This is a genomic window from Gemmatimonadota bacterium (genome assembly GCA_026706845.1).
In the GTDB taxonomy this organism is placed as follows: domain Bacteria; phylum Latescibacterota; class UBA2968; order UBA2968; family UBA2968; genus VXRD01.
The window spans coordinates 1-24348 of record JAPOXY010000075.1 but is presented as its reverse complement, the minus strand read 5'-3'; the positions used below and the strand labels follow the sequence as shown (position 1 = coordinate 24348).

The window sequence follows — 24348 nt, the reverse complement described above, 5'->3', positions numbered from 1 at the left end:
GGTGGTTTGCGGGTCATTCCGGGCAGCCACAACAGCCACTACAAGCTGGCGTAATGGCAGCGCATGAATCTCTGAGTAAGGACAGATTTCGTCTACATAGGCTTGAAATCGCTGACCAAACAAATCGCTGCGTCACATATGAACCTCATGTAATCAATGCTGCAATTCGACACAATCTTGAGGTTCGATAGATATGCAAAATCAGAAAAAATAACTGCGAAGTGCTCAACGCTAATCTCGTCTGCCTGCTACATGGCTTGAATCAGGTAGTAATATCACATACTTGACCTGAAAAAACCGTGAATGGCACCCATTTTAACCTATCGATTCACTGAAATTTGCTAATTTACCATGAATAATACCCATTTTAGCCTGTCTATTCACTAAAATTTGACAATTTATCGTGAATAGGGTATTCTAATGATATGGCAAGCAGACAACCGATAAAAAACCGCATTCAAGATCTGAAACGAGATTACGATATCTTGCGTCAGGGCAAAGAATCGCTATTGTCTATGATTGACGAAGTAGAGATCCCCGAGAGCGTGTACAACTCAAACGCCATTGAAAACTCCACCCTCACCCTCAATGAAACAGAAAAAATTCTGTTGGAGCAGATGTTATCTCGGAATGTATCTGTGCGGGAAGTATTTGAGGCGAAAAACCTGGCTCGTGTCACAGAATATAAGCGCAACAGAGCTAAAGATAGCGAACTTAACAAAGACCTGATGCTACTCTTGCATCAGATGCTTATCGGCGGCATTAATGATGACATTGCAGGCCGCTTTCGCCAGCAGGGAGAATACGTGCGGGTGGGCACTCATATTGCGCCAGCATCCGAGCATGTGGAACGCATGATGGATAATATCCTCGTCGAGTATTCCAGTGCCCTCGACACCTACTTCCTGGATAAAATCGCCCGATTTCATCTGGATTTCGAGACCATCCATCCCTTTTGCGACGGCAATGGCCGCATGGGACGGGTCATTATCAACTTTCAACTCCTACAACTCGGTCTGCCGCGCCTTATCATTCGCAACTCGGAGAAAGAAACGTACTATCGGGCATTCAGAGACTACGGAGATGGCAGAACGACCAGAACGATGGAAGGGATTCTATCACTGGCTCTCACAGAGTCGCTGCACAAGCGACTGAGTTATTTGAAGGGAGGGGCAATCATCAGGCTATCGGATTATATCAGACAGAATGACCTCTCAGCACCCGCTGTCACCAACGCCGCCCGCCGCCAGACCATACCCGCTTTCCGCGAGAAGGGAGTGTGGAAGACCGGTCAGGAGTTCATCTATTGAACCCTAAGTTTATCACGGACAAAGGTATCGCGGGGAATATTTGCGACTATCGCTTCCTCAATCAGGCCATCGGCCTTTTCGACAAGTCCAATTCCGCGGAATCGCGTGGAACCGCAAGCTCTGCCCCTGGTCGGGACGGTTCCATGAATGTAATGGCCTCATAAAAGTCGTCCAACGCGACAAACACGCCATTTTCCTGCGCCCACTTGCGCATTCGCTGGTTGCAGGAATGCTTCCAGGAAAGGATCTCCACCCGCCAACCGCGCTTGTGCATACGCTCCAATGTACTGTGAAAACCCGCACCTTCCAGATAACCCGCGCCATCGCCTGTCAACAACACCACAATACCCGGATTCCCATTGTAATCCAACGCATCTTCCAGCATCCGCAACTGCAACACCCGGTCGGGCATTTCCTGTTCACCACGCGCAGATTCGCCCCGGTCAAATAGCTGAACTTCCACCCCCTTGCTCTCCATCCGATTCCACAACTGGCGCATCTCCGGCGGCACAGAGCCAGCGGCAAGTGCTTTCTTCAAAGGGCGGTCGGCATGCGCTAGACGCAGTATATTATCAAAGTTAATACGCACGCGATAACGGGCATTTGGGCCTTCGCGCCGTTCCTCCGCCAAACGTTGTGCTTCATGGAAAATATTGGAATTATCCCAATAAATGAAAACACCGTTCATGCCGAACCACCTCCTTTTATCTGACAAAATTTGGCACACTTAGTAGCTGTCTATGAGTTTTATCACATAATGCGAAAAACCTTCTGGATCGCGGCTAAAACCATGCCGCGATGACAGGACAGAGAGCACGACAGCCCATTTCGTTTGACGCCACTATCCTTCCTATGAATATACCAAAAAAATTCCTGAATGACTACTTACCTATTCTAAAACACTCGCACTATATCACGTCGGGACATTCGGCTCTGCCTTGGTCATAACCTCCAGCACAGCGGTTTTGCCCTCTCTATTCGCGGCGAGTGCGCGGTGGATCGCGGGAGCGAGTTCCGCGGGCGTATCCACGCGCTCTGCCTGTGCGCCCAACCCCGCGCTCACATGGGCGTAATTTCCGCTCAACTCATTGCTCCCAAAGCGATCTGAAGCATAGGGCATATGCGAATCGTACTTCGTCATCACGCCATTATTGAGCACAACCGTAAAAATCGGAATCTCTGCCCGCACAGCCGTCTCCAGATCCAGCCCTGCCATCCCAAACGCGGCATCGCCCATCAAATTGATCACCTGCTTCTCCGGCGCAGCCAACTTCGCGCCCACTGCCAGGCCCAGACCATATCCGAGCTGCGTTGACTTGCCCCATCCCAGGTACCCGCGCGGCGTCACGGGCTTCCACGTCGGAACGAGTTGATCCCGCGGATAACCCGAATCATGGGTAATAATCGTATTGCCCACATCGACCGCATTCTCCAACTCTCGAATCACGCGATACGGACTAATCGGAATCTCATCCGACGTAAAATGCGGCTCCCATAAATCGGCAAACTCCCGGGTCACAGCGGCGACCCGATCCTCGGCATCGTTCTCGCGCCCACCCTCGCCAACCTGTCGCTTGACCTCCTCAATCATCTGCCGCAACACCAGCTTCGCATCCCCCAGCGCACCCACAGCAACCTCGAAATCCTTGCCCATATCCTCGGCACAATTCGTCACCTGCCCCAGAGGAACCCCCTCTGGCATCGGCGTGGTAAATGTATTGCGCGTAAAACTCGTACCAATACCCAACCCAAAATCCATCGACGCCAAAAACCGCTTGACCATCAACGTATATGTATGCCCACCAGTACCCAGTGACAGTGGATGCGTCTCTGGAAACGCACTCTTGCCCGCAAGCGTCGTCATCACGGGAACACTGGCCAACTCGGCAAACTCGATCAATTCTTCCGTCGCCTCTGCATACAACACCCCCTGCCCCGCAATAATAACCGGACGGTGAGCACTGAGAAGATCTGTAATCATATCGCGCACATCTTCAGACGCAGCGGCAGAGCGCCGGGCTTGAACCGGCGTATAAGCGACCTCCTCACCGGGATATTCGGCAGCCATCGCCTCCCTGTGCATCTCCAACAACACGGGACCCAAACGCCCGCTCTTCATCTGTACAACCGCGCGACGCATCATAACCGGAATATCCTCTACCGCGTATATCTGAGCCGCCCACTTCGTAACATGACGGTAATTCCGCACCGCTTCAAACGTGGGATGAATACCCTGACGCGACAGCGCCTCTCCACCGGGCAAATGCAACACGGGCACCGAATCCGCATACGCCTGTGCCACGCCCCCAAACGCATTTTCCGCGCCGGGACCTTGCTGCATCGTAAAAACGCCAAACCTTTTTCCATTGGACACGCGACTAAAACCATCGGCCATATTGACACCCGCGCGCTCCTGACGACAAATAATAGGGGTAATCCCCGCCTTCGCCGAGGCCTCAATCAGTGTCTGATGGGGAAATGCCACCAGAAATTCAACGCCTTCTGCCTTGAGCACACGCGCCATAACATCGTAACCAGTCATGAAATTCTCCGTTTTGTGTATTGTGAAAAATGGATAAATTGTTACCTTATGCAGGGTCGGAGCAAAAGATATTCTGATTGCACGAATAATACAACGGGATTTTGAGACGCCACATCATTTAATCTACACCATGCACAACTCGCCAGCGGATATCTGTCCGCTTTGCAAAAGCCAGAACACGGCCCACTATCTCCGCGACGCATTCAGAGAATATCTGATTTGTATGGATTGTTCCCTCGTCTTTGTCCCCAAAACGTTTCACCTATCAGAACAAGAGGAAAAACAACGCTACGATCTGCACAAAAACGACCCCGCAGACCCGAAATACAGGGCATTTTTATCGCGGATTTACAACCCCCTGAAAGCGCGCCTACCCAAACGCGCCCACGGCCTGGATTTTGGATGTGGTCCCGGACCGACATTATCCCTCATGTTTCAAGAATGCGGACACACCGTCGATATATACGACAAATTTTACGCGCATAACCCCGAAGTCTTCCAGCGCGAATACGACTTTGTAACAGCAACAGAAGTCGTCGAACACCTGAAAAATCCCCAACGTGAACTGCAAAGACTTTATCGCCTTGTAAAACCTGGCGGCATACTCGGCATCATGACCAAACTCGCAATCGACAAATCCGCATTTAAAAATTGGCATTACAAAAGAGACCCAACACACATCTGTTTTTTTTCAAAATCCACATTTGAATGGTTGGGAAACACCTATAAAACAGAAATCGAATTCATCGGATCCGATGTAATTTTAATTCACAAAACAGGAAAAGGACACAGATGAAAAAATCATTAGACACAAAACTCGCCGACATACGCAACAATCCCAACAGCGATGCATTCATCATCGCGTATGCCGCTGATCCCGACATGTCAAAAGGGATTGCAACACTTACAGATGCCACACCAACTATACAAGCCTATTACGATGACCTTGTGGATATCACTGAACAAGCAAAAATCGATGTTTTACTGACCTCTGTCTCCACTATGGACGTCCTGGCACATGAGAAACGGCTCTTTGACACATCACCCGTAACACCTGCCGTACGCGCCAATGACACAACCGACCTGTGGGATGCAACAGGCGCAGAATACACCTCCCTCCCATCTCGCCCCTTTGCCTCACCCACAATTGAAGAAGCGCAATACGGCACGCTATTGCCCCAACCCGACCAAAAACCAGACATCGACCTCGGCCTGTACTCCATCACATTCAACAACAACCTGGATACAGACTGGCTCTCACTGATGCAGTTTAAAACATTCAGAACAGAAGCCACACGCAAAGGATTTCGATACTTCCTCGAAGTCTTTAACCCCAATGTAGCGGACTGTGGGCTGAGCGCAGAAGACATCCCCGCATACGTCAATGACCAGATCGCCCGGATGCTCGCCGGCATACCCCGGGCATCGCGACCCGAATTTCTAAAAATCGCCTATAACGGTCCAGAATCTATGGAAGCCCTCGTCAACTACGATTCCACAGTCGTCGTCGGCATCCTCGGCGGACCAACGAGCACCACTTACGATTCATTCAAACTCATATCCGAAGCCAAAAAATACGGCGCGCGCGTCGCCCTCTTTGGCCGCCGCATCAAAGGTGCCGAAAATCCCAGAGCATTTGTCGAAGTCCTGCGCGATATAGCAGACGGCCTTATCAGCCCAGAAGAAGGGGTCAAAATCTATCACAACACACTCAAAAAACTCGGCATTGCGCCATTGAGAAATTTCGAAGAAGACATGGTACTCTTCACACCAGGACTGGTATAAGCACAAGGAAAAATAACATGCGCGTCACGCGGCTACTCGATGCCCCCATCATCACCCCGGATTTGCATCCGAGTATCGGACACAACATCCAGGGACCCTCGCTAATCCGCGTACCCGACTGGGTACCCGAACCACTCGGATCGTATTACCTCTATTTTGCCGACCACAAAGGAAGCTACATCCGCCTCGCATACACAGATAACCTGCGCGGACCCTGGAAAATACATCCACCGGGAACCCTGCAACTCGCCGACTCGCATTTTCCCACACAGCCACTCACCGCATCAGAAAAAGACATAGCACAAATCAAAACACTCTGGCATGCGGAAAAAGGCCCTCAAAAATTATCCCACGACCTCCTGACTGAAGCCACCACACCGCATATTGCATCGCCAGATGTACACGTCAACCACACCGATCAAACCATTGTCATGTACTATCACGGACTCGAAAAACTCGCACATCAAATCAGCCGCGTCGCCACATCTGCCGACGGAATCAACTTCACAGCGCGCCCGGAAACCTTCGCCAAAAGCTACCTCAGAATCTTTCGACACGCGGGTTATGTCTATGGCATGGCAATGCCGGGCCAATTTTATCGCTCAGCTAACGGACTCTCGCACTTTGAAGAAGGCCCATTGCTATTCAACAAAAACATGCGCCACGCAGCTCTATTAAAACGCGAAAATACCCTGTACATATTCTGGACACAGGTAGGAGACGTACCCGAAAGCATATTACTCAGCACCATTGACATATCGGCTGACTGGCAAAACTGGCGCGAAACAGAAAGCGTAGAAATCCTGCGCCCGGAACACCCCTATGAAGGCGCAGACGCACCACTGGAACCCTCTATTCGCAGCGTGGCCTATGGACACGTCAACCAGTTGCGCGACCCGGCAATCTTTGAAGAAAATGGCCACATCTATTTATTATATGCCATCGCAGGAGAAAGCGGCATAGCCATCGCCGAAGTAGAACTATAGATCACATCACCAATCTCTTTCATAGAGGCGAACATGTCGAGTTTACCTCCCAACAGTGACCCCGATAAACTCCTGGAATACTCCGTAGTCTATACAGACCGCGCACTCAACCACATGTCGCAATCCTTCCAGAACGTCATGCGAGATATCTCCACCACACTCAAAAAAGTGTATCGCACCAGCGCGGTCATCGTCGTACCCGGCAGTGGCACATTTGGCATGGAAGCCGTAGCGCGACAATTTGCCACAGACAAAAAATGCCTGGTCATTCGCAATGGATGGTTCAGCTATCGCTGGAGCCAAATCTTCGAAATGGGCGACATCCCATCCCAATCCATAGTCCTCAAAGCGCGGCGCACAGGCGAAGACAAACACGCCCCATTTGCACCTCCACCAATTGAAGAAGTCACGGAGACAATCGCATCGGAAAAACCAGACTTTGTCTTCGCGCCACACGTCGAAACCGCATCCGGGATCATTCTACCCGACGACTACATCCGTCCCGTAGCAGATGCCATACACGCTGTTGGCGGCCTCCTGGTATTGGACTGCATCGCCTCGGGAACAATCTGGGTCGATATGAAAGCCAGCGGTGTCGATATCCTGATCAGCGCCCCACAAAAAGGCTGGAGTGCCGCTGCGTGTTGTGGCCTCGTCATGCTCTCTTCCTCAGCATTGGAAAAAATCGAATCCACAACCAGCACCAGTTTTGCCTGCGACCTGCACAAATGGCTTCAAATTATGGAAGCTTATGAAGGTGGCGGCCATGCGTATCACGCAACCATGCCCACGGACGCCCTCACCGTATTTCGCAACACCATGAAAGAAACCGAAAATTACGGCTTTGAAAAAATTTGCGCCCAGCAACGAGAACTCGGCGACAAAGTGCGGGCACTCTTAAACAGCAAAGGCATAAAAAGCGTCGCCGCAGAGGGATTCCAGGCACCGGGAGTGGTAGTCAGCTACACCGAAGACCCCGACATACAAACGGGAAAAAAATTCATGGACGCGGGCCTTCAAATTGCCGCTGGCGTACCCTTGCAATGCGACGAACCAGAAGACTTTCAAACCTTCCGCCTGGGCCTATTCGGCCTGGACAAACTCCAGAACATCAATCGCACCGTCCAAAAACTCGACGACGCCCTATCCCAAATCATCCCTTGAAAGGACAAACCATGTACGTAGGCACACAGTACTTCGGCACATCAAAAATAGAAATGGAATTTCTATCCCGCCATGGCGTCACCCATTTTGACGCCACAGTAGATGGCATGGATGCCGACACCCTCACGCAGCACAGAGAAGAAGCCGCCACTTATGGGGTCGAACTCGAAATGATACACGTCCCCCCAATGGACAGCATCCCCATGGCAAAAGACCCGCAACGCGACAGAGACATCGACCTGTTCTGTCAATACATCGAAAACGCGCACAAAGCCGGACTGCGCGGTCTGAACTACAACTTCTGCGTCTTGCGCGCACCTTCCGGCGGCCTTGTACAGCGCACCGGACGCAGGCCGGGCCGCGGCGGAACAACGTACAGCTCCTTTGTCCTCTCTGAATACGACAACGACACCCTCACCGACATCGGTCGCGTAAGCCGAGAAGAAGCTTTCGAACGCGCTGCGTACTTCCTCGAACGCATCATACCCGTAGCCGAAGAATACAAAATACAGATGGCATGCCACCTCAACGACCCGCCAGCACCCGTGCTAAACGGCATAGAAAAATGGAATTATCCCGTATTTGAAGGCCTGAAGCGATTCAGCGAACTGGTTGACAGCCCCTATCACGGATTCAATTTCTGCTGTGGCGTGGCCGCCGAAGGACTGGAAAACCCGGCCGAAGAACTCCCGCCCATCGTCAAATATTTCGCAGAAAGAAAAAAAATCTTCAACGTACACTTCAGAAACATCCGCGGAGGCCTGCACGACTTTTGCGAAACCTGGCCAGATGAAGGCGACGTCAACATGTACGAAATCGTAAAAGCGTTACACCAGGCCGGCTATCCCTACATGCTCATGCCCGACCACGCCCCCCGCCATCCCGACGACACAGCTCCCGAAGGCGTCTCCAGCCGCGTAACCCAGGCGTGGGCATTCCAATTTGGGTACATCATCGCATTGATACAGGCAGTCGAAAACGAGAGCAAATAAAAACAGGAGAATACATGGCAATTGTACAACCCACCCCCGATCACGTATTGGACAAAGCAACGCGAGAAGCACTCAAGCGCGTAAACACAACCGCTGTGGTCGATGTACTCTCGCGCAATGGGTATGACGCGCGATACACCTACATGCCCAATCTGCAAACCATGAACCCCGGGGAACGACTGGTCGCCAGAGCCATCACCGTCCGCTTTGTGCCCTCGCGCCCCGATGCCGACGAAGAAAAACCGGACGGCGAAGAATCCCCTGAATACGCCGCCTTTGAACTCGCCGGTCCGGGCGACGTCATCGTCATGGAATCCATGCGCACCAAACTGATGTCCATTGGCGGAGACATCAAATTTCTTCGCTTAAAACAGCGGGGAGTAGATGGACTGATCTGCGATGGCGGCATCCGCGACATGCACACCGTCAAAGACTACGGCGTCATGCTGTGGGGCTATGGCAAAACATCAAACCTCGGCACCCGCGTTGGAACGCCTTATTCGACCAATGACTGGGTACAGGTCGATGGCGTCCTCGTCAGACCGGGAGATTACATCGTAGCCGACGACGACGGCGTAGTCGTCATCCCGCGCAAAGTCGCGCCGGAAATGGCTCAAAAAGCAATAGAATACGACGACCTCGAAGAATGGATCAGAAGGCGCCTGGACACGGAAAATCTCTCCCCGGGCAAATACTATCCGCCAGATGAAGAAACATTCGAGCTGTATCGCAAATGGAAGAAGGGATTATGATCGAGATTCGTCGGGGGCGACGAAAGGATGCGCCCTACATCATAGATTTTCAAATCCGAATGGCAAAAGAAGCGGAAGATCTTACACTGGATCGACCAACCGTTGAAAAAGGCGTACAGGCCGTTTTTGACGATCCCCACAAAGGGGCGTATTGGATAGCAGAATTAGACGGCGAAGTTGCAGGCTGCTTGCTCACCGTCCCCGAATGGAGTGACTGGCGCAACGGAACCGTATTGTGGATCCATTCGGTCTATGTAATCCCCAGCGCACGGCGGCGCGGCGTTTTCAGGATGATGTATAAAAACTTAAAAACCAGAGTCGAACAATCTGCCGACCTGCGCGGACTCCGGCTTTACGTCGAACGAAAAAACGAACGGGCGCAAAAAACTTATAACGCAATGGGAATGGACGGCAACCACTACAAAATGTTTGAGTGGATGAAAGAGGGATGGTAAAACTCACTCCTTCATACCCTGCACCAGACGATTGATGAGATCGGGGTCGTCGGGAAGGAGTTCGGAAGCGGGAAGTCGAGAAAGAATCTCAGCCCAGCGTTTATCCTGTTTGTATGCCCTGGCGAGAAAGAGAATCGCTTGATCGGGCTTGCCCTTCTCGGCGAGGGCAACGCCAACCCAAAAGGCGACCTCACCATTGGTCGCTTTATCGGGCACGACCTCAGTAGCTATGCGATAGGCGGCAAGTGCCTTTTCAATATCGCCCTTACCAATCCATTTTTCACCCTCGTCGAGTTTGAGATAGGCGCGTTGCAAGGTAACGAGCCGGCGCAACTCAACAACGGGATTGGGATGATCTTCAACGCGGAGTTCAAACAATCGATCTCCCCATGTCCATGGCCTATTTGTATTTTTGGGACCTACAATGAGAATAGCAGCCGATTGCCGACCGCGAATATCGCCGCCTTCGGCTTCTGCTGCTTCAAGGGCTGCGAGCATGCGCTCGGCAAGGTCACCCGTGGAAGATTCATAGGCTTTGCTCATCGCAGCCCAAACCGTGGGTTTTTCCATCAGATTGGCCTGCACGGAATATTGTGTACCGGTCTGATGCCCCGCAGCATAAATGGCGCGCTTGCCCGTATGAGCGGCAACATTGCCATGGGCGTCAACCATTGCAACCTGGCGTACTTCGGCATCCTTATCCGCTGAAACGAGTGCTTTGAGCGCTTCGGGAGCAGTCCGCCCCATCCGCATCAAATCCAGACCGAGCGGTCCATAAGCCGGATCGACCAGAGATTGCGTAGCAACAGCCCCGACGCCGGGTTCAGCCCAGGGCACAATGGGACCAACAGAGAAAAAATGCGATTGCACGGCCACACCGAGTTGTCCCGTGGTCGAATCGCGGGCGACAATAGAATAAGTTGCAACCGGGCGACGAGACATTTCTTCCTCAGCTTGAAGTGGAAGCAAAAATAAAAAGGCGCTTAAGACAAAGACCACGCGTTTCATGCTTACCTCTAAAAAAATCAAAACTTTCCAAAATACGCAATGCGAAGCTCCCGATCGGGATGTGGATTTTGCATGCCATTGCGGAAAATATTCTTCAAATCAAATTCCAGAGCAAATGCCTCAGACAGCGTCCATCTGACACCGGCATTGAAAAATCCCTTTCCAGAACCCAGGCTATTGTCCGAATTATCGTTCAATCCAAAATCGTATTCCGCCAGCACCACCACATATTTCCCAAGCCCCGTATCTACCCCGACATAACCCGTAAAATCATCATCGCCATCGCCATCTTCAAAACTTCGGTTTGCGCCAACGTGGAGACCCGTATGCCCCAAAGGCAACTTAAAATTTTTGCTGGTAACGACATAAACACCCTTGGACTTGCGGGTATAGCGCTTCAACTCATCATCGAACATCCCGTATCCCTGCGATGTATAACCCACTGCCAGAGCCGGAATTGTATATCCCTCTTCAATCACCCGCACGCGACCTGAAAATTCGACCCGCGGGTTCAAATCCAGCGCCTCGTTGCCCAAAATATCGCTTCCGCCAAAAGATATCCCAACCATACCCCGACTGAACAAACCGACCCATACACCGCCCAAAAGCCCATCGCTTCCATAAAACCGAAGATCCAACCCCAAACTGCGACCGGGCAACAAACCCGCCGTAGGGGCTTCGACCAATTGCCTCGGCTGTAAGTCTTGCTGTGCCCAAACCGGTGCAAATGCCATAAGGCTAACACACACGGCAAGCGTGCAGTGTGTAAAACAACACATCCAAATGGATCTGCGATTATATTCTCTATGGAACACGTCACTCCCTCCCGGTCTGACCGAATGACGCTACGATTCAATCGTCAGGTTCCGAACCATCTCCCCCGCATGGGCAAAATGCACATCAATGGCATGGTCGGGAATCAGATCGCCCCCCAAATCTGCCCACTCAATCAAACACACACCCTCGCCGTAAAACAAATCATCACACCCAATCTCATAGAGTTCATCGGGACTGCCCAACCGATAAAGATCAAAGTGATACACCGGCATCGGCTTTCCATCGGGCGAAACCCCCGCGTATTCATTGACGATGACAAAAGTCGGACTCGTCACATAATCGGTCACATTCAAGCCCGCGCAAACACCCTGTACAAAACAGGTCTTACCGCTGCCCAAATCTCCTGTAAGCGCAACGCAATCCCCTATCTCAAGCTGCGCCGCGAGGTCGCGTCCAAACCCATGTGTTTGATCGGGCGACGAAGATACCCGTGTAATCTTTCCATTTGACATGGCGGCAATCATTTCCCGCGCATAATGGCAACCGGCAAAATACACTCTTCGAGAGAAATCCCCCCGTGTTGAAAACTATTAGCGTATTTGGCCTGGTACTCATTGAAATTGGTGGGATACACAAAAAAGTAATCTTCCCTGCAAATAATGTAATTAGTCCCCTGTCCTATACTTGGCAAACCAAAAGCCTCGGGATCTCGAATATGCATCGCGTGGCGGTTATCACATCGCAAATTCTTGCCGTATTTGAAGCGAATCCCCGTCGAAGTATCCCGATTGCCATAAGCCAGAGAAGCCCGCGTACTCAGCATACAGCCGTGATCCGTCGTCAGCACCACTGTCGAGTCGGTCTCGGACAGCTTGCGCAACATCTCAAAAAGAGAAGAATGCGAGAACCACGACCGCGTCAAAGACCGATAAGCAGGCTCATTGGGCGCCATTTCTTGCAACAACTCGGATTCGGAACGGCCGTGCGTGAGCATATCCAGAAAATTGACCACAACTGCCATAAGCGGGAAAGACCGGTAAGAATGCACCTTCTTCGCCAGCCGGTTACCCTCTGCAATATCCAGTATTTTAACGTAGCGCGTATCCAGATCCAATTCTGGATCAATTTCTGCGAGTTGTTGATCGAGCAATTGGTGCTCGTGTCGGTTGCGACTCATGTCGTCGTCACGCGCGACTTGCCACTCATCGGGGTAAATTCCCGCGAGATCAACGGGAAAAAGGCCGCTGAAAATAGCATTGCGAGAATACGGCGTCGCAGTGGGCAAAATAGAGTAGTGGTAGTGTTGCTCAATATCAAAAATATCGGACAACAATGGCAAAATGGCAAGCCAGTGATCCAATCGCATACAATCGACCACCACAAAAAACACCTGTTGCCCATCTTGCACACAGGGCGCGACAAATTCGGATACAATATCCACAGAAAGCGTGGGCGAATCTTCTTCGTCTTGCACCCACTGACTATAATTACCCTCGATAAACTTGCCAAACGCCGAATTGCAGGCACGGCGCAAATCGTCGTGCATAGTGCGCAAGCCCGGATCGTAAAAGCGATCCAATTCCAAATCCCACTCAGACAGGCGCACGTGAAGATCGATCCAATCTCGCCATGACTCCGCCAGTACGAGAGCTTCGCGCAACCTGTTGGATGCAGCGGCATAGTCCAGCCCCATGCGGTCTTTTTGAATTTGACGTGCATCGAGCAATTTTTTGCACGCCAGCAAAATCTGACTCGGATTCACGGGCTTGGTCAAATAGTCGTCAATCCGCTGTCCAATAGCCTGTTCCATCAACCGTTCTTCTTCGTTTTTCGTAATCATAATAACCGGAATATGCGGATTGATATCTTTAATCGCCGCCAGGGTTGACAACCCATCTCGTCCAGCCATCATTTCATCGAGCAATACCGCATCAAATCCGCGTTTCTGAACCATGGCAATAGCATCGTCGCCATTGGTCACAGGGGTTATATCATATCCCCGACCCTTGAGAAAAATTTGATGGGGTCGCAACAAATCGATCTCGTCATCTGCCCACAAAATCTGCTTGGATTCTTGCGTTTGATTCACATGCACCTCTTTTCGAGTAGCGGTAAGAAGTAGAAGACCACCCTATCTCCTCTCACGTCTCATCTATATCTGTCGGAGGCAAAGGCAGCACAATGACAAATGTCGTGCCCTGATCTGGCACACTTTCTTTGATATATACTTTTCCACTGTGATAGTCTTCCACAATGCGTTTCACAAATGCCAGACCCAGTCCCCACCCGCGTTTCTTAGTACTGGTACCCGGCAAAAAAACCTGCTTAAACATATGCGAAGGCATACCCTTTCCCGTATCGCGCACTTCAATAACCACCCGTCGTTCCTCCACGCGCGACGACACATCAATGCGTCCCCCTCGGCCTTCCATTGCATCGGCGGCATTTCTGAAGAGATTTTCAAACGCCCACCCCAGAAGTTCCCGATTGATCGGAACAACCGGCATATCGTTCAGTTCCTCTACAATTTGCACATTCTCCGGCAAGCGCGCGCGCAGATAACCCGCTGTTTCAGCCACCACATCGCGCACCTGATCCAATCGCAATTCGGGCGTGGAACCAATCAGACTAAAACGAGAAGCAATCTTATCCAATCGGCTCGTATCCCGATCCATTTCACCCAGGATATCTTTCAGCCTCTGACTACTCTCTTTATCACCCTCTGCATCCAACTCGTCCTTCAACAGCGCCAGCCAACCGTATAGCGAAGACAGTGGCGTACCCAACTGATGGGCTGTTTCTCGAGCCATCCCCACCCATAAAGACCGCTGTTCTCTATTCTTAATATACCGAAAACCGAGATATCCACCTCCAGTAAATAAGATAGTCATCCCAAAAGCGACCCAGGGCAACCAGTTCAAACGCTTCTCCAGTGCGGACGCACCCCAGTGCAAATGCCAGATTTCTGGTTCCTTCTTGACGGGTTTATTATCCGGGCCCCATTCTGAGCCGGGATATTCAAAAGGTAACGGGTCATTTTCCCGGTCGAGCGCATAAGCCTTGTCCATCACTTTGCCCAGCTTCTCGGGGGTGTGGTCGCCAAAGGGAGGAATGTCAATCGCTTTCCAGTATCGCGGAATACCCTGTCCGTCTGTGATTACGACCGGAAAATTGGGATTCTGGACAGTGTGAAAAATGACATCCTTATAAAATCCCTTGACCTCAATTGTGTCCAACGTAGCCACACCGTGCATAAACGCGTATAACTCTCCCATACGCCTGGCTTCTTGCCGCATGGGTTGCACCACATAGAGCTGTGTATAAATGAGGAACGCGATAACAATAATAACCGCTAAAAGAAAAAAATAAGCCGTTAAAAAACTCTGGCTGGACAGACGTACGTGTAAGTTCTTGAGCTTGTCGTCAATCTCATTTTCATTTCTCAACTGCATTCATTCCTCCGTCTGGTAATCCTTTCCTCCAACCAAAAACGCCCGACGCTTTTTTGAGTTCCCATTCAAAACAAAGTCCAACAATAAAATAAAAAACGCCTTAAAATGAACAAAGACGTTTTTTATAGCGAACAAATTCGAGGCGTATAGACGAGGACGAAGGGGGAAAAACGAGTTGCAAAAGTGCGGGACATTTTATATGTTATATTGAAATTCGTTTTGGTTATTCATCACATTCACAAAAGAAAGGGGTGAGTCCAGGCATGCCTGGTGTCCTCGTACGCGACGACGAACCGTTCGAAAGAGCACTCAAGCGGTTCAAAAAAGCCTGCGAAAAAGCCGGTGTTATTTCCGACATGAAGAAAAATCAGCACTTTGAAAAACCGAGTGAGCGTCGGAAACGCAAAATTGCCGCTGCAAGACGCAAGCGGATCAAAATGGACCAGCAATACACCCGCTAAGTCTTTCGCAATTATGTCAAATCAAGCGATAATCACTCAGGGTGGCTATCGCTTTTTTTTATCCATTCCCATCTTGCTCATCAAATGAACATTGTCGATCTCATTTTTGCCCTCGGCCTCTTCTGGTTCGCTCGAAAGGGATGGCAAATTGGGCTGGTACAAAGCCTCATCATGCTGTTCAGCGTGATATTGGCCTATGGTTTTGCCCTCACTTATGGCGAAACAACAGCACGCGCTTTGTTCGATACAACAGAAGACCTCGGCAGCGGCGCCGCGCTATTCGGATTCCTCGTCGTATTTGTGGCCGTCCTGGCCGCCTGCTATTTTCTCGGGCGCGCCCTTCACGGAATGCTGCGGACCTCTCCCCTCGGCGCGATTGACGCATTTGGTGGCATTGCTCTGGGGCTGGTTCAAGGCGCATTGATTTTAGGTCTAATCGCCATATTTTTTCGTACCCATCCCATCCACAGCCGCGTGCCCGAATTCATCGACAATTCCACCTTAGGCGCACCGCTTCAAAAATCCGCCCGGATGATTGCCGAGGGCGTACAGGCCATGTTTCCCGAAGTAAAAACCCTGCTCGAAAAACTGGGCATTCAGATCGAAAAAACGCCTCCTCTAATTGAACAGCTAAACAAAGAAGCCGGTGAAGCGCGAAAAAAAATCAACGAAATGCTTGAGGAATCCAAGTAATCATCTCACCGTCACAACCACAGAGACGACCAATGTCCATAACCAGCGACCTGCTCATCTCTCCGGGCAAATACTGCAATTCGCTCACGGAATACGCCCGCTTCAAAACCCGCGAAGTCGATATCGGGGGTGTACCACTCGGCGGCGACAATCCCATTCGCGTGCAGTCAATGACCACAACCGATACCATGGATACCGAAGGCACGGTCGCCCAGTCCATCCGCATGATCCGCGCCGGATGTGAATACGTGCGTATAACAGCACCCAGCCAGAACGAAGCTCGCAACCTCGAAAACATCCGGAAAAAAATCAGAGCCGCGGGCTATAACACCCCACTGATAGCCGACATTCACTACACCCCCAACGCCGCTGAAATCGCCGCCCGAATCGTGGAAAAAGTGCGCGTGAACCCCGGCAATTACGCCGACAAAAAAAAATTCCAGATCATCGAATACACCGATGCACAATACGCCGAAGAACTGCACCGCATCCGCGACAGATTCGCACCACTGGTCAAAATCTGCAAAGAATACGGCACAGCCATGCGGATTGGCACCAACCACGGGTCGCTCTCAGACCGCATTATGAGCAGATTTGGCGACACCCCACTCGGCATGGTCGAATCGGCACTCGAATTTGCGCGAATATGCACTGACCTCGACTATCACGACATCGTATTTTCCATGAAAGCCAGCAATCCGCAAATCATGGTTCAAGCCTACCGCCTCCTCGTAAACAAAATGATGGCCGAAGGCATGAACTACCCGCTCCATCTGGGTGTCACGGAAGCTGGCGATGGCGAAGATGGGCGCATCAAATCGGCCGTGGGTATAGGCGCGCTGCTCGAAGACGGCCTGGGCGATACCATTCGCGTCTCCCTCACCGAAGAACCCGAAGCCGAAATCCCCGTAGCGCAAACACTGGTCGCCCGCTATTGCAACCGAAGCGATCACGCGCCAATACCAAAAATTCAAACATCTCATATCGATCCATTTTCGTACACGCGGCGCGCAACGCGACAGGTTGAAAAAATCGGCAAACCGAGTGTCCCAATCGTCATTGCCACCCCACAGGGCACCATCACCCCCGAATCCCTGCACCCCTTTGGCTATTCGTACGACGCTATGCTCGACAAATGGCATATCGCCGACATGGCCGTTGACTTTATCGACATCGGCGATCGCGCCCTGGACTTTGAACTGCCGGGCACGCTTGGCGTCATTCAAAATGCCCGGATCTGGTCGCCCGCATCCACCACATACCCAATTTTTTCTGCGGCTACATACTTGCAAGCCAATCACACAGCCGAGCGCATCACCTTTGTCCGTGCCGAACTCGCCGAACTCGACGCACCGCTTATCCATGCACTCAAAACCGATCCCTGTGCAGTGCTCGTCCTGCAAACGCACAACACCCACGCCATGCCCGAACTGCGCCGCGCATTCTACCTGCTTGCAGATTGGCATTGCGATATACCCGTAGTCATCCGCACAATGTACTCAGCCAATGACGCCTTCATGCTCCACGCCGCCACAGACTGCGGAGGACTCCTCGTCGATGGCCTCGGCGATGGCCTGTGGCTCGATGCATCCGGCCAAATAGACGACCACACCCTCACCCGCACGGCCTTCGGCATCTTGCAAGCCACGCGCACCCGCATCTCCAAAACCGAATACATATCCTGTCCATCGTGCGGGCGCACCCTGTTCGACCTGCAGGAAACCACTGCCCTGATTCGAAGCCACACAAACCACCTCAAAGGCGTCAAAATTGGCATTATGGGCTGCATTGTCAACGGCCCGGGCGAAATGGCCGACGCCGATTACGGCTATGTAGGCAGTGGTCCCGGCAAAATCACGCTCTACAAGGGTAAAGACATCGTCAAACGCAATATCCCCACAGAAGGTGCGGTTGACGAACTAATTGACCTGATACGCGCCGGCGGCGACTGGGTTGATCCAGCTTAAAATTAGCTTGCAACACCTATTTACAGCCTCCCTCTCCCCAGGGAGTTCCTCACATGCCGCGCATTCCAGAAACGATCATCGATCAAGTGCGCCTGTCCATCGACATAGTCGATGTTGTAGGCGATCACGTTGCACTGACCCGCCGGGGCAAAAATTTTGTCGGCCTGTGTCCTTTCCACGACGATTCCACACCCTCCCTGAACGTCTCACAAGAAAAACAAATCTACAAGTGTTTCGCCTGCGGCGCGGGCGGCAACAGCTTTACATTTCTGCGCGACATAGAAAACATCAGCTTTATCGAAGCCGTTCGCCAACTCGCCGATCGCGCGGGCATAGCCCTGCCCGATGCAAAACCCGCAGACCCGGACCAGCAGGAAGTCTTTGATCAACTCTACCGCACCAATGAACTCGCGGTCAAATATTTTCACCACCTGCTCACGCAAGACGAGAAAGCCGCCGATGCAATGGCCTACCTCAAAAATCGCGGCATAAACCGCGACGTGATCGATGCCTTTTCCCTCGGTTACGCGCCCAATCAATGGGATGGCTTCTTGCAAGTCGCCACCCGTCGGGGCTTCTCACCTCAAATACTCGAACGCGCCGGACTCGTCTTACAAAGGCAAACAGGAGGCGGTTTTTACGACCGCTTTCGCAATCGCATCACCTTTCCCATTCACGCCGCCACAGGACGCCCGGTCGCTTTTGGCGCGCGCGCCCTTGACCCCAACGAACAGGCCAAATACATCAACTCGCCCGAAACACCTGTGTACAACAAAAGTGCCACCCTGTACGGCTTGTGGCGCGATAGAGACGCCATTCGCGATGCGGGAACAGCACTCGTTGTAGAAGGGTACATGGACCTCATTGCCCTATCGCAGTACGGCATTGAAAACGCGGTCGCATCCTCGGGAACGGCACTCACCCCCGACCACGCGCGCCTGCTCAGGCGTTACGCGCCCAAAACCATACTCATCTTTGACGGCGACACCGCCGGAGCAACCGCTGCAATGCGGGGGATCGGATCGCTCTTTGAAGTGGGCCTCGAGGTGCGCGTTGTCACCCTGCCTGAAGACCACGACCCCGACAGCTATGTGCGCGCCCATGGACCCGACGGCCTTCTGCGCCTCACCGAAAACGCCGCACCTGCCATCGACTTCCTCATAGAACAACTTGCCCAACGCGACGACCTCTCCACCGTAGATGGCAAAACCCGGACAGCACACGCATTGGCCGAACTCGTTGGGCGCATCACAGACAACGCACGCAAACAATTTCTCACCAAAGACATCGCCGAAAAAATCGGGATAGATGAAGAAATCCTCATTGGCATTGCCCAAACGCAACGCCGCTCCACAAGACCGCAAAATGGACAACCAGAACCCGAATCTTATGATACACGGCCCCGTTCTGAACGCGAATTGCTCACCTACCTGATGCAACATCCCGAAACCGCCGATACAGTACTCCAGCAAATTTCTCCCGACAACTTTACAAACAGCGCCTATCGACAAATTGCCACCATGATTGCCCGCAACCGACAGCAAAAACAATCCATTGAAGCCGCGCACCTCATCAATCAGTGCAACGATGCTCGCTTAAGTCGCATATTGACCGACCTATCTCTGGAAATCGGGATTGAGAATCCCAATATCGATGTTCCCATTCAAGATTATATTCACAAGTTCCAGCTCAAAAGTCTCGAAAGCGAAATCGAACTGCTCGAAAAGCAATTGCGCCAACCGCTTTCTCCCGACGACCTGCGCGCCACACTGGAAAAACACCGCCACCTCACCGGCCAGCGCAAAGCGATGGCTGAGCCAAAACAACTTCTATAGGTGTCCAATTTTCGGTTGACAATTTATCTATGTTCCTTATCTTTGTTTTTCGCGTTGGATTAGCAAAACTAAATTTTAGGGCGCATAGCTCAGTTGGTTAGAGCGACGGACTCATAATCCGTTGGTCCGGGGTTCGAGTCCCTGTGCGCCCACCATAAATCATCGCGGTGACCATCCAGCGAGGTCGCCGTTTTTTTGTGAACAGTCGCTTCATTGTTTTCTTGATACTCCGCCTCATTTTTATAAAACTATTAAACCGTTTAATATTTTTTGTGGAGGGTAGCGAGTGCAAACCATAACCAAAGCAGACCTGGCAAAAATATTGGCAGATGAAATTGATTGCAAAAACACAATGGCGAAACAAGCTGTAGATGTACTCTTTGAAACCCTTGCAGAAGCTATCATCGAAGGTGAACGGATCGAAATTCGAGGCTTTGGAAGCTGGGAAGTCAAACGCACCAATGCCCGTCCTCGCGCACGCAATCCCCGAACGGGTGAAGAAGTCTATGTACCTGCGCGACGCAAAGTGGGGTTCAAACCCGGCAAAATACTTCGAGACGCCCTTTCAACCCCCCTCAAAGATCTGGAATGAACAGCAACCACAGAAAAAACGCGAGTAATTTGAGCATTTTACACGGATGGACACAGATGAAAGACTCAATAATCTGCAGATGATCGCAGATGAACAATCACATTTCAAAACCCCTTGGAGACCTCAAATAGTAAGACGGTCTTAAAACAGAAACACCGCAGCGAATTTGTTGCGGTGTTTTTAATTCACTTTCACATAAGGTAAAGAGAAAAAATGACAAATTATACGGCAAAAATTGACGTGCTCCAGCAGTATTGCGACAGGTTGCAGGATATCTTCGCGACTGGACAAGCGACCGAGCATACCTACCGATCAGCACTTGAGAAATTGATTGAGACTTTGGGCGACCAAGACGTTCGCGCTCTCAACGAACCATCACGAGTCCAATGCGGCGCGCCTGATTTTGTCGTCGAGCAAAGCGACTTGCCAATAGGATACATTGAGTGCAAGGATATCAATACCGATCTGGACCACGTCGAAAATGACGAACAACTCGTCCGCTACCGCGAAGGCCTGCCGAATCTGATCCTTACCGACTATCTGGAATTTCGCTGGTATGCCGAAGGCGCATTGCGCCTGACGGCACGCCTCGCCCGAATCAATGGTTCTGGTCGGATCGTCATTGATCAAGCCGGTGCTTCCCAAGTCGCCGAATTGTTCGCCGAGTTCTTTGTCGCTGACCCACCGCCCATTGGCCGCCCGCGTGAACTGGCCGAGCGCATGGCGGCTAAAGCACGGGTGCTACGCGACAGCATTAAGCTCATTTTGGCTCAAGAAGCCTATTCCAGCCCTTTGCACGACTTGCTCGCGGGCTACCGCGAGGCACTGATCACCGACTTGTCACCGAAAAAATTCGCTGACTTGCAGGCTCAGACAGCCACCTATGGGCTGTTTGCTGCGCGGTGCCGGCACACTAATACCAGGCCGTTTACACGTAAAGAGGCTGTTTTCGAGGAAACAACACCGTTTTTGCGTGATGTCTTTGCTCGCATCGCTGGCCCCAGTTGTGACGAGAGAATTGCTTGGATTATAGATGATTTGGCGCGATTATTGGACCAAGCAGACATGGAGGCCATCCTGTCTGAGTTTGGCAGGAAGACCCGGTGGGAAGACCCGGTGGTGCATTTCTATGAAGATTTCTTGAAGGCTTATGATCCGCACCTACGCAAGATACGCGGTGTGTACTACACGCCCGAACCCGTGGTGTCCTACATTGTGCAGAGTGTAGATTATTTGTTGCGCGACCAGTTTGGCTTGACCGATGGGCTAGCCGACACGGCTATGGTCACTTCCGAAGATGGGATTCCCCGTCCTCAGGTAATGATACTCGACCCAGCAGCGGGCACAGGGACCTTCCTACGCGAAGTGATTGCCACTATCCGCGCAACTATTGAGGAAAAGGGACAGGGTGGTGCTTGGCCTGGCTACGTACAAGAGCATCTTTTGCCGCGCCTGTTCGGGTTCGAGTTGCTGATGGCCCCTTACGTAATCTGCCACCTGAAACTTGCGCTTGAAATCGGCGGAAGCGATGACAGTTTTGAGATGCCCGAAGGCGAGCGGCTGCGAGTCTTTCTCACCAATACCTTAGAAGGGATGGACGAAGGACATAGCGAACCACTCTTCGCATCTGAAATTGTGCGCGAAGCGACCAGTGCTTATCAAGTCAAACGGGAAAAGCCAGTAATGGTCGTGATAGGCAACCCGCCTTACGCCGGACATTCGGCGAACAAAAGCCCGTGGATCTCGGAGTTGATCGGTACCTACAAGCAGGGTTTTCCCGAGGCAAACAGACCGGGACAAGCCAAGTGGCTTAGTGACGATTATGTAAAATTCATCCGCTTTGCCCAATGGCGCATTGAGCGCACTGGCGAAGGAGTAATTGGCTTTGTAACCAACCACGGCTATCTGAACAATCGAACTTTTTGCGGTATGCGCCATAGCTTGATGGCGACCTTTGACGAGATATATCTACTTGACCTGCACGGCAACTCCAAGAAGAGAGAACGTACGCCCGACGGTGGTAAAGACGAAAACGTATTTGATATTCAGCAAGGCGTCGCCATCGCCCTGTTCGTCAAACACAAGGAGGGAGGAGATGGACCAGCAAAAGTGTTTCACGCCGATTTATGGGGCGAGCGTGAGGCAGGTCCGAATGGTGGCAAATACGGCTGGCTCGCTGCTAACGATGTAAATACTACTGAATGGACAGAGCTTACGCCGAAGCCACCGTTGTATCTGTTTGGTCCGAGAGGCGAAACATTACTCGAGGAGTACGAAGCAGCGTGGTCCATCCCAGAAATTTTTTCGCTGAACGGCACTCCGGCACCGGGGGTCGCGACGCAGCATGATCAGTTCGCAATTTCGTGGACCGCAGAGGAAGCTGTAGCCAAGGTGGAACGCCTACTGGCCACCAACTCGGAAGATGAAGCTCGTGCCCAATGGCGCCTATGTTCACAGAAACAGTGGCAATACGACCGCGCCAAGCGCGAACTTGCAGACGGCTCATGGCGCGAACATATTGAACCGATCCTCTATCGCCCATTTGATGTCCGCGCTACGGTATTTGACCGCAATGTCGCAGTCCATAATCGACGCGAGCGCGTCATGCGTCATATGCTGACAGGCCCAAACTTAGGATTATGTGTTGGTCGGGCTGGACAGGCCATCGGTTCTAAGACTTGGGAGATTGCCTTTGTTTCACGACACCCCTCGGACTTAAATCTGTTTCGACGTGGCGGAAACTGTCTCTTTCCCCTTTACCTCTATCGGTCACAGGACTTCACATATCAACCCAATCTCGATCAGGGCTTCATTGAAGCTCTCTCTGTCGCTACCGACTTGGCCTTCATTCCTATAGGATCCGGCGACTGCAAAACCACCTTCGGTCCAGAAGATGTATTCTATTACATCTATGCCCTCCTGCACAGCCTCCAATATCGCCGCCGCTACGCCGATTTCTTGAAGTCCGATTTTCCACGTATGCCGTTGACCAATGATCTAGGATTGTTTATAGAACTCACCAATCTCGGTCAACGCCTCGTCTCTCTACATTTCATGGAAGTGGAAGGCAATGGCGCACCGAATTTTCCAATAACGGGTACAAATCATGTGGAAAAGGTGTACTATACACCTTGCGCTCGTGATATGCCGGGCCGTGTGTGGATCAACAGCGATCAGTATTTTGAAGGCGTGGCATCAGTGACTTGGGATTTCAGCATCGGCGGCTATCGCCCGGCGGAAAAATGGTTAACAGACCGCAAAGGACTCTTCCTTTCATTCGATGACATTTCCCATTACCGCCGCTTATCTGCAGCACTCGCGGAAACACACCAGATCATGACATGCATTGACGAGGCAATTAACGCGCAGGGTGGCTGGCCCTTGTCTCAATAAAACCAGCCACAAAAAATAAAACACCGCAGCAAATCCACTGCGGTGTTTTATTGTAACACGAGAATATGTTACAAAGCCTCGTGACTACTCCCAACGATAGAGCAGTTGGGCTTCTTGGCGGTCAAGCCACCTGACGTTGTAGCCCCAACGTCAATATGTTTATCGCAGCATTGTGGTCTCTGTC

At 51.6% G+C, this 24348-nt stretch carries 21 protein-coding genes and 1 tRNA gene; 15 read left to right on the top strand and 7 right to left on the bottom strand.

Translation table 11 applies throughout. The annotated features are described in order from the left end of the window. The first annotated feature begins 425 nt into the window (after positions 1-425). Complete coding sequence (locus OXG87_07475; protein MCY3869383.1) at positions 426-1310, top strand: Fic family protein; 885 nt, start codon at positions 426-428, stop codon at positions 1308-1310. Between the two features lie 61 nt (positions 1311-1371). Here the strand turns inward: OXG87_07475 and OXG87_07470 are convergent, their stop codons facing one another. Next, positions 1372-1998 (bottom strand): NYN domain-containing protein, encoded by a 627-nt coding sequence (locus OXG87_07470; GenBank protein ID MCY3869382.1) that lies wholly within the window; start codon positions 1996-1998, stop codon positions 1372-1374. 225 nt (positions 1999-2223) lie between these two features. After that, positions 2224-3873, bottom strand: a complete 1650-nt coding sequence (locus OXG87_07465) for a thiamine pyrophosphate-requiring protein (GenBank protein MCY3869381.1) — start codon at positions 3871-3873, stop codon at positions 2224-2226. Positions 3874-4075: 202 nt separating this feature from the next. Between OXG87_07465 and OXG87_07460 the strand changes: the two genes are divergently transcribed. From OXG87_07460 to OXG87_07430, 7 genes are read left to right on the top strand one after another with little or no spacing between them, the layout of a single operon-like run. Next, positions 4076-4648: a class I SAM-dependent methyltransferase gene (locus OXG87_07460; protein ID MCY3869380.1), complete on the top strand. Its 573-nt coding sequence runs from the start codon at positions 4076-4078 to the stop codon at positions 4646-4648. Continuing rightward, complete coding sequence (locus OXG87_07455; protein MCY3869379.1) at positions 4645-5637, top strand: hypothetical protein; 993 nt, start codon at positions 4645-4647, stop codon at positions 5635-5637. Before OXG87_07460 ends, OXG87_07455 begins: the two co-directional genes overlap by 4 nt. A gap of 17 nt (positions 5638-5654) precedes the next feature. Continuing rightward, positions 5655-6623 carry a hypothetical protein gene (locus tag OXG87_07450; protein MCY3869378.1) on the top strand — a complete coding sequence of 323 codons (969 nt, stop codon included), beginning with the start codon at positions 5655-5657 and terminating at the stop codon, positions 6621-6623. Positions 6624-6656: 33 nt separating this feature from the next. Next, on the top strand, positions 6657-7787 hold the full coding sequence (locus OXG87_07445; GenBank protein ID MCY3869377.1) for an aminotransferase class V-fold PLP-dependent enzyme: 1131 nt from the start codon (positions 6657-6659) through the stop codon (positions 7785-7787). An 11-nt stretch (positions 7788-7798) separates the two neighbouring features. Beyond that, positions 7799-8779, top strand: coding sequence for a mannonate dehydratase (locus OXG87_07440; GenBank protein MCY3869376.1), 981 nt, complete (start codon positions 7799-7801; stop codon positions 8777-8779). 14 nt (positions 8780-8793) lie between these two features. Further along, entirely contained in the window at positions 8794-9531 is a 738-nt protein-coding gene (locus tag OXG87_07435; protein ID MCY3869375.1) for a hypothetical protein, read from the top strand. Further along, positions 9528-9986, top strand: a complete 459-nt coding sequence (locus OXG87_07430) for a GNAT family N-acetyltransferase (protein ID MCY3869374.1) — start codon at positions 9528-9530, stop codon at positions 9984-9986. Before OXG87_07435 ends, OXG87_07430 begins: the two co-directional genes overlap by 4 nt. 3 nt (positions 9987-9989) lie before the next feature. Here the strand turns inward: OXG87_07430 and OXG87_07425 are convergent, their stop codons facing one another. The 5 genes from OXG87_07425 to OXG87_07405 all read right to left on the bottom strand — a co-directional run bounded on the left by OXG87_07425 (position 9990) and on the right by OXG87_07405 (position 15223). Continuing rightward, on the bottom strand, positions 9990-10994 hold the full coding sequence (locus tag OXG87_07425) for a DUF1028 domain-containing protein (protein MCY3869373.1): 1005 nt from the start codon (positions 10992-10994) through the stop codon (positions 9990-9992). Positions 10995-11011: 17 nt separating this feature from the next. After that, positions 11012-11728, bottom strand: a complete 717-nt coding sequence (locus OXG87_07420; GenBank protein MCY3869372.1) for a hypothetical protein — start codon at positions 11726-11728, stop codon at positions 11012-11014. A 111-nt stretch (positions 11729-11839) separates the two neighbouring features. After that, complete coding sequence (tsaE, locus tag OXG87_07415; protein ID MCY3869371.1) at positions 11840-12283, bottom strand: tRNA (adenosine(37)-N6)-threonylcarbamoyltransferase complex ATPase subunit type 1 TsaE; 444 nt, start codon at positions 12281-12283, stop codon at positions 11840-11842. 8 nt (positions 12284-12291) lie between these two features. Next, a complete protein-coding gene (locus OXG87_07410) occupies positions 12292-13860 on the bottom strand; it encodes a bifunctional response regulator/alkaline phosphatase family protein (GenBank protein MCY3869370.1) in 1569 nt (522 codons plus the stop codon). 52 nt (positions 13861-13912) lie between these two features. Further along, positions 13913-15223 (bottom strand): HAMP domain-containing sensor histidine kinase, encoded by a 1311-nt coding sequence (locus OXG87_07405; protein ID MCY3869369.1) that lies wholly within the window; start codon positions 15221-15223, stop codon positions 13913-13915. A 263-nt stretch (positions 15224-15486) separates the two neighbouring features. Here OXG87_07405 and rpsU point away from each other — a divergent pair, with 263 nt between their 5' ends. From rpsU to OXG87_07370, 7 genes are all read left to right on the top strand, one after another. Beyond that, a complete protein-coding gene (rpsU, locus tag OXG87_07400) occupies positions 15487-15684 on the top strand; it encodes a 30S ribosomal protein S21 (protein ID MCY3869368.1) in 198 nt (65 codons plus the stop codon). 84 nt (positions 15685-15768) lie between these two features. Then, the gene (locus OXG87_07395; GenBank protein MCY3869367.1) at positions 15769-16377 is read left to right on the top strand and encodes a CvpA family protein; all 609 of its coding nucleotides are present in this window, start codon (positions 15769-15771) and stop codon (positions 16375-16377) included. A gap of 32 nt (positions 16378-16409) precedes the next feature. Further along, positions 16410-18344, top strand: a complete 1935-nt coding sequence (gene ispG / locus OXG87_07390; protein MCY3869366.1) for a (E)-4-hydroxy-3-methylbut-2-enyl-diphosphate synthase — start codon at positions 16410-16412, stop codon at positions 18342-18344. Positions 18345-18397: 53 nt separating this feature from the next. Then, on the top strand, positions 18398-20179 hold the full coding sequence (dnaG, locus tag OXG87_07385; GenBank protein ID MCY3869365.1) for a DNA primase: 1782 nt from the start codon (positions 18398-18400) through the stop codon (positions 20177-20179). A gap of 78 nt (positions 20180-20257) precedes the next feature. After that, positions 20258-20334: transfer RNA gene (locus OXG87_07380), tRNA-Ile, on the top strand. Positions 20335-20465: 131 nt separating this feature from the next. Continuing rightward, complete coding sequence (locus tag OXG87_07375; GenBank protein MCY3869364.1) at positions 20466-20771, top strand: HU family DNA-binding protein; 306 nt, start codon at positions 20466-20468, stop codon at positions 20769-20771. 213 nt (positions 20772-20984) lie between these two features. Further along, positions 20985-24164 (top strand): N-6 DNA methylase, encoded by a 3180-nt coding sequence (locus tag OXG87_07370; GenBank protein MCY3869363.1) that lies wholly within the window; start codon positions 20985-20987, stop codon positions 24162-24164. Positions 24165-24348: the final 184 nt, after the last annotated feature.

What these genes read in the sequence shown, in the direction of transcription:
- OXG87_07460 (MCY3869380.1), top strand. Translation starts at nt 4,076, where the DNA reads ATGGATTGTTCCCTCGTCTTTGTCCCCAAAACGTTTCACCTATCAGAA.
- OXG87_07450 (MCY3869378.1), top strand. Translation starts at nt 5,655, where the DNA reads ATGCGCGTCACGCGGCTACTCGATGCCCCCATCATCACCCCGGATTTG.
- OXG87_07430 (MCY3869374.1), top strand. Translation starts at nt 9,528, where the DNA reads ATGATCGAGATTCGTCGGGGGCGACGAAAGGATGCGCCCTACATCATA.
- OXG87_07475 (MCY3869383.1), top strand. Translation starts at nt 426, where the DNA reads ATGGCAAGCAGACAACCGATAAAAAACCGCATTCAAGATCTGAAACGA.
- dnaG (MCY3869365.1), top strand. Translation starts at nt 18,398, where the DNA reads ATGCCGCGCATTCCAGAAACGATCATCGATCAAGTGCGCCTGTCCATC.
- OXG87_07425 (MCY3869373.1), bottom strand. Translation starts at nt 10,994, where the DNA reads ATGAAACGCGTGGTCTTTGTCTTAAGCGCCTTTTTATTTTTGCTTCCA.
- OXG87_07395 (MCY3869367.1), top strand. Translation starts at nt 15,769, where the DNA reads ATGAACATTGTCGATCTCATTTTTGCCCTCGGCCTCTTCTGGTTCGCT.
- OXG87_07405 (MCY3869369.1), bottom strand. Translation starts at nt 15,223, where the DNA reads ATGCAGTTGAGAAATGAAAATGAGATTGACGACAAGCTCAAGAACTTA.
- OXG87_07455 (MCY3869379.1), top strand. Translation starts at nt 4,645, where the DNA reads ATGAAAAAATCATTAGACACAAAACTCGCCGACATACGCAACAATCCC.
- OXG87_07370 (MCY3869363.1), top strand. Translation starts at nt 20,985, where the DNA reads ATGACAAATTATACGGCAAAAATTGACGTGCTCCAGCAGTATTGCGAC.
- OXG87_07440 (MCY3869376.1), top strand. Translation starts at nt 7,799, where the DNA reads ATGTACGTAGGCACACAGTACTTCGGCACATCAAAAATAGAAATGGAA.
- OXG87_07445 (MCY3869377.1), top strand. Translation starts at nt 6,657, where the DNA reads ATGTCGAGTTTACCTCCCAACAGTGACCCCGATAAACTCCTGGAATAC.
- OXG87_07470 (MCY3869382.1), bottom strand. Translation starts at nt 1,998, where the DNA reads ATGAACGGTGTTTTCATTTATTGGGATAATTCCAATATTTTCCATGAA.
- OXG87_07420 (MCY3869372.1), bottom strand. Translation starts at nt 11,728, where the DNA reads ATGGCATTTGCACCGGTTTGGGCACAGCAAGACTTACAGCCGAGGCAA.
- ispG (MCY3869366.1), top strand. Translation starts at nt 16,410, where the DNA reads ATGTCCATAACCAGCGACCTGCTCATCTCTCCGGGCAAATACTGCAAT.
- OXG87_07435 (MCY3869375.1), top strand. Translation starts at nt 8,794, where the DNA reads ATGGCAATTGTACAACCCACCCCCGATCACGTATTGGACAAAGCAACG.
- tsaE (MCY3869371.1), bottom strand. Translation starts at nt 12,283, where the DNA reads ATGTCAAATGGAAAGATTACACGGGTATCTTCGTCGCCCGATCAAACA.
- rpsU (MCY3869368.1), top strand. Translation starts at nt 15,487, where the DNA reads ATGCCTGGTGTCCTCGTACGCGACGACGAACCGTTCGAAAGAGCACTC.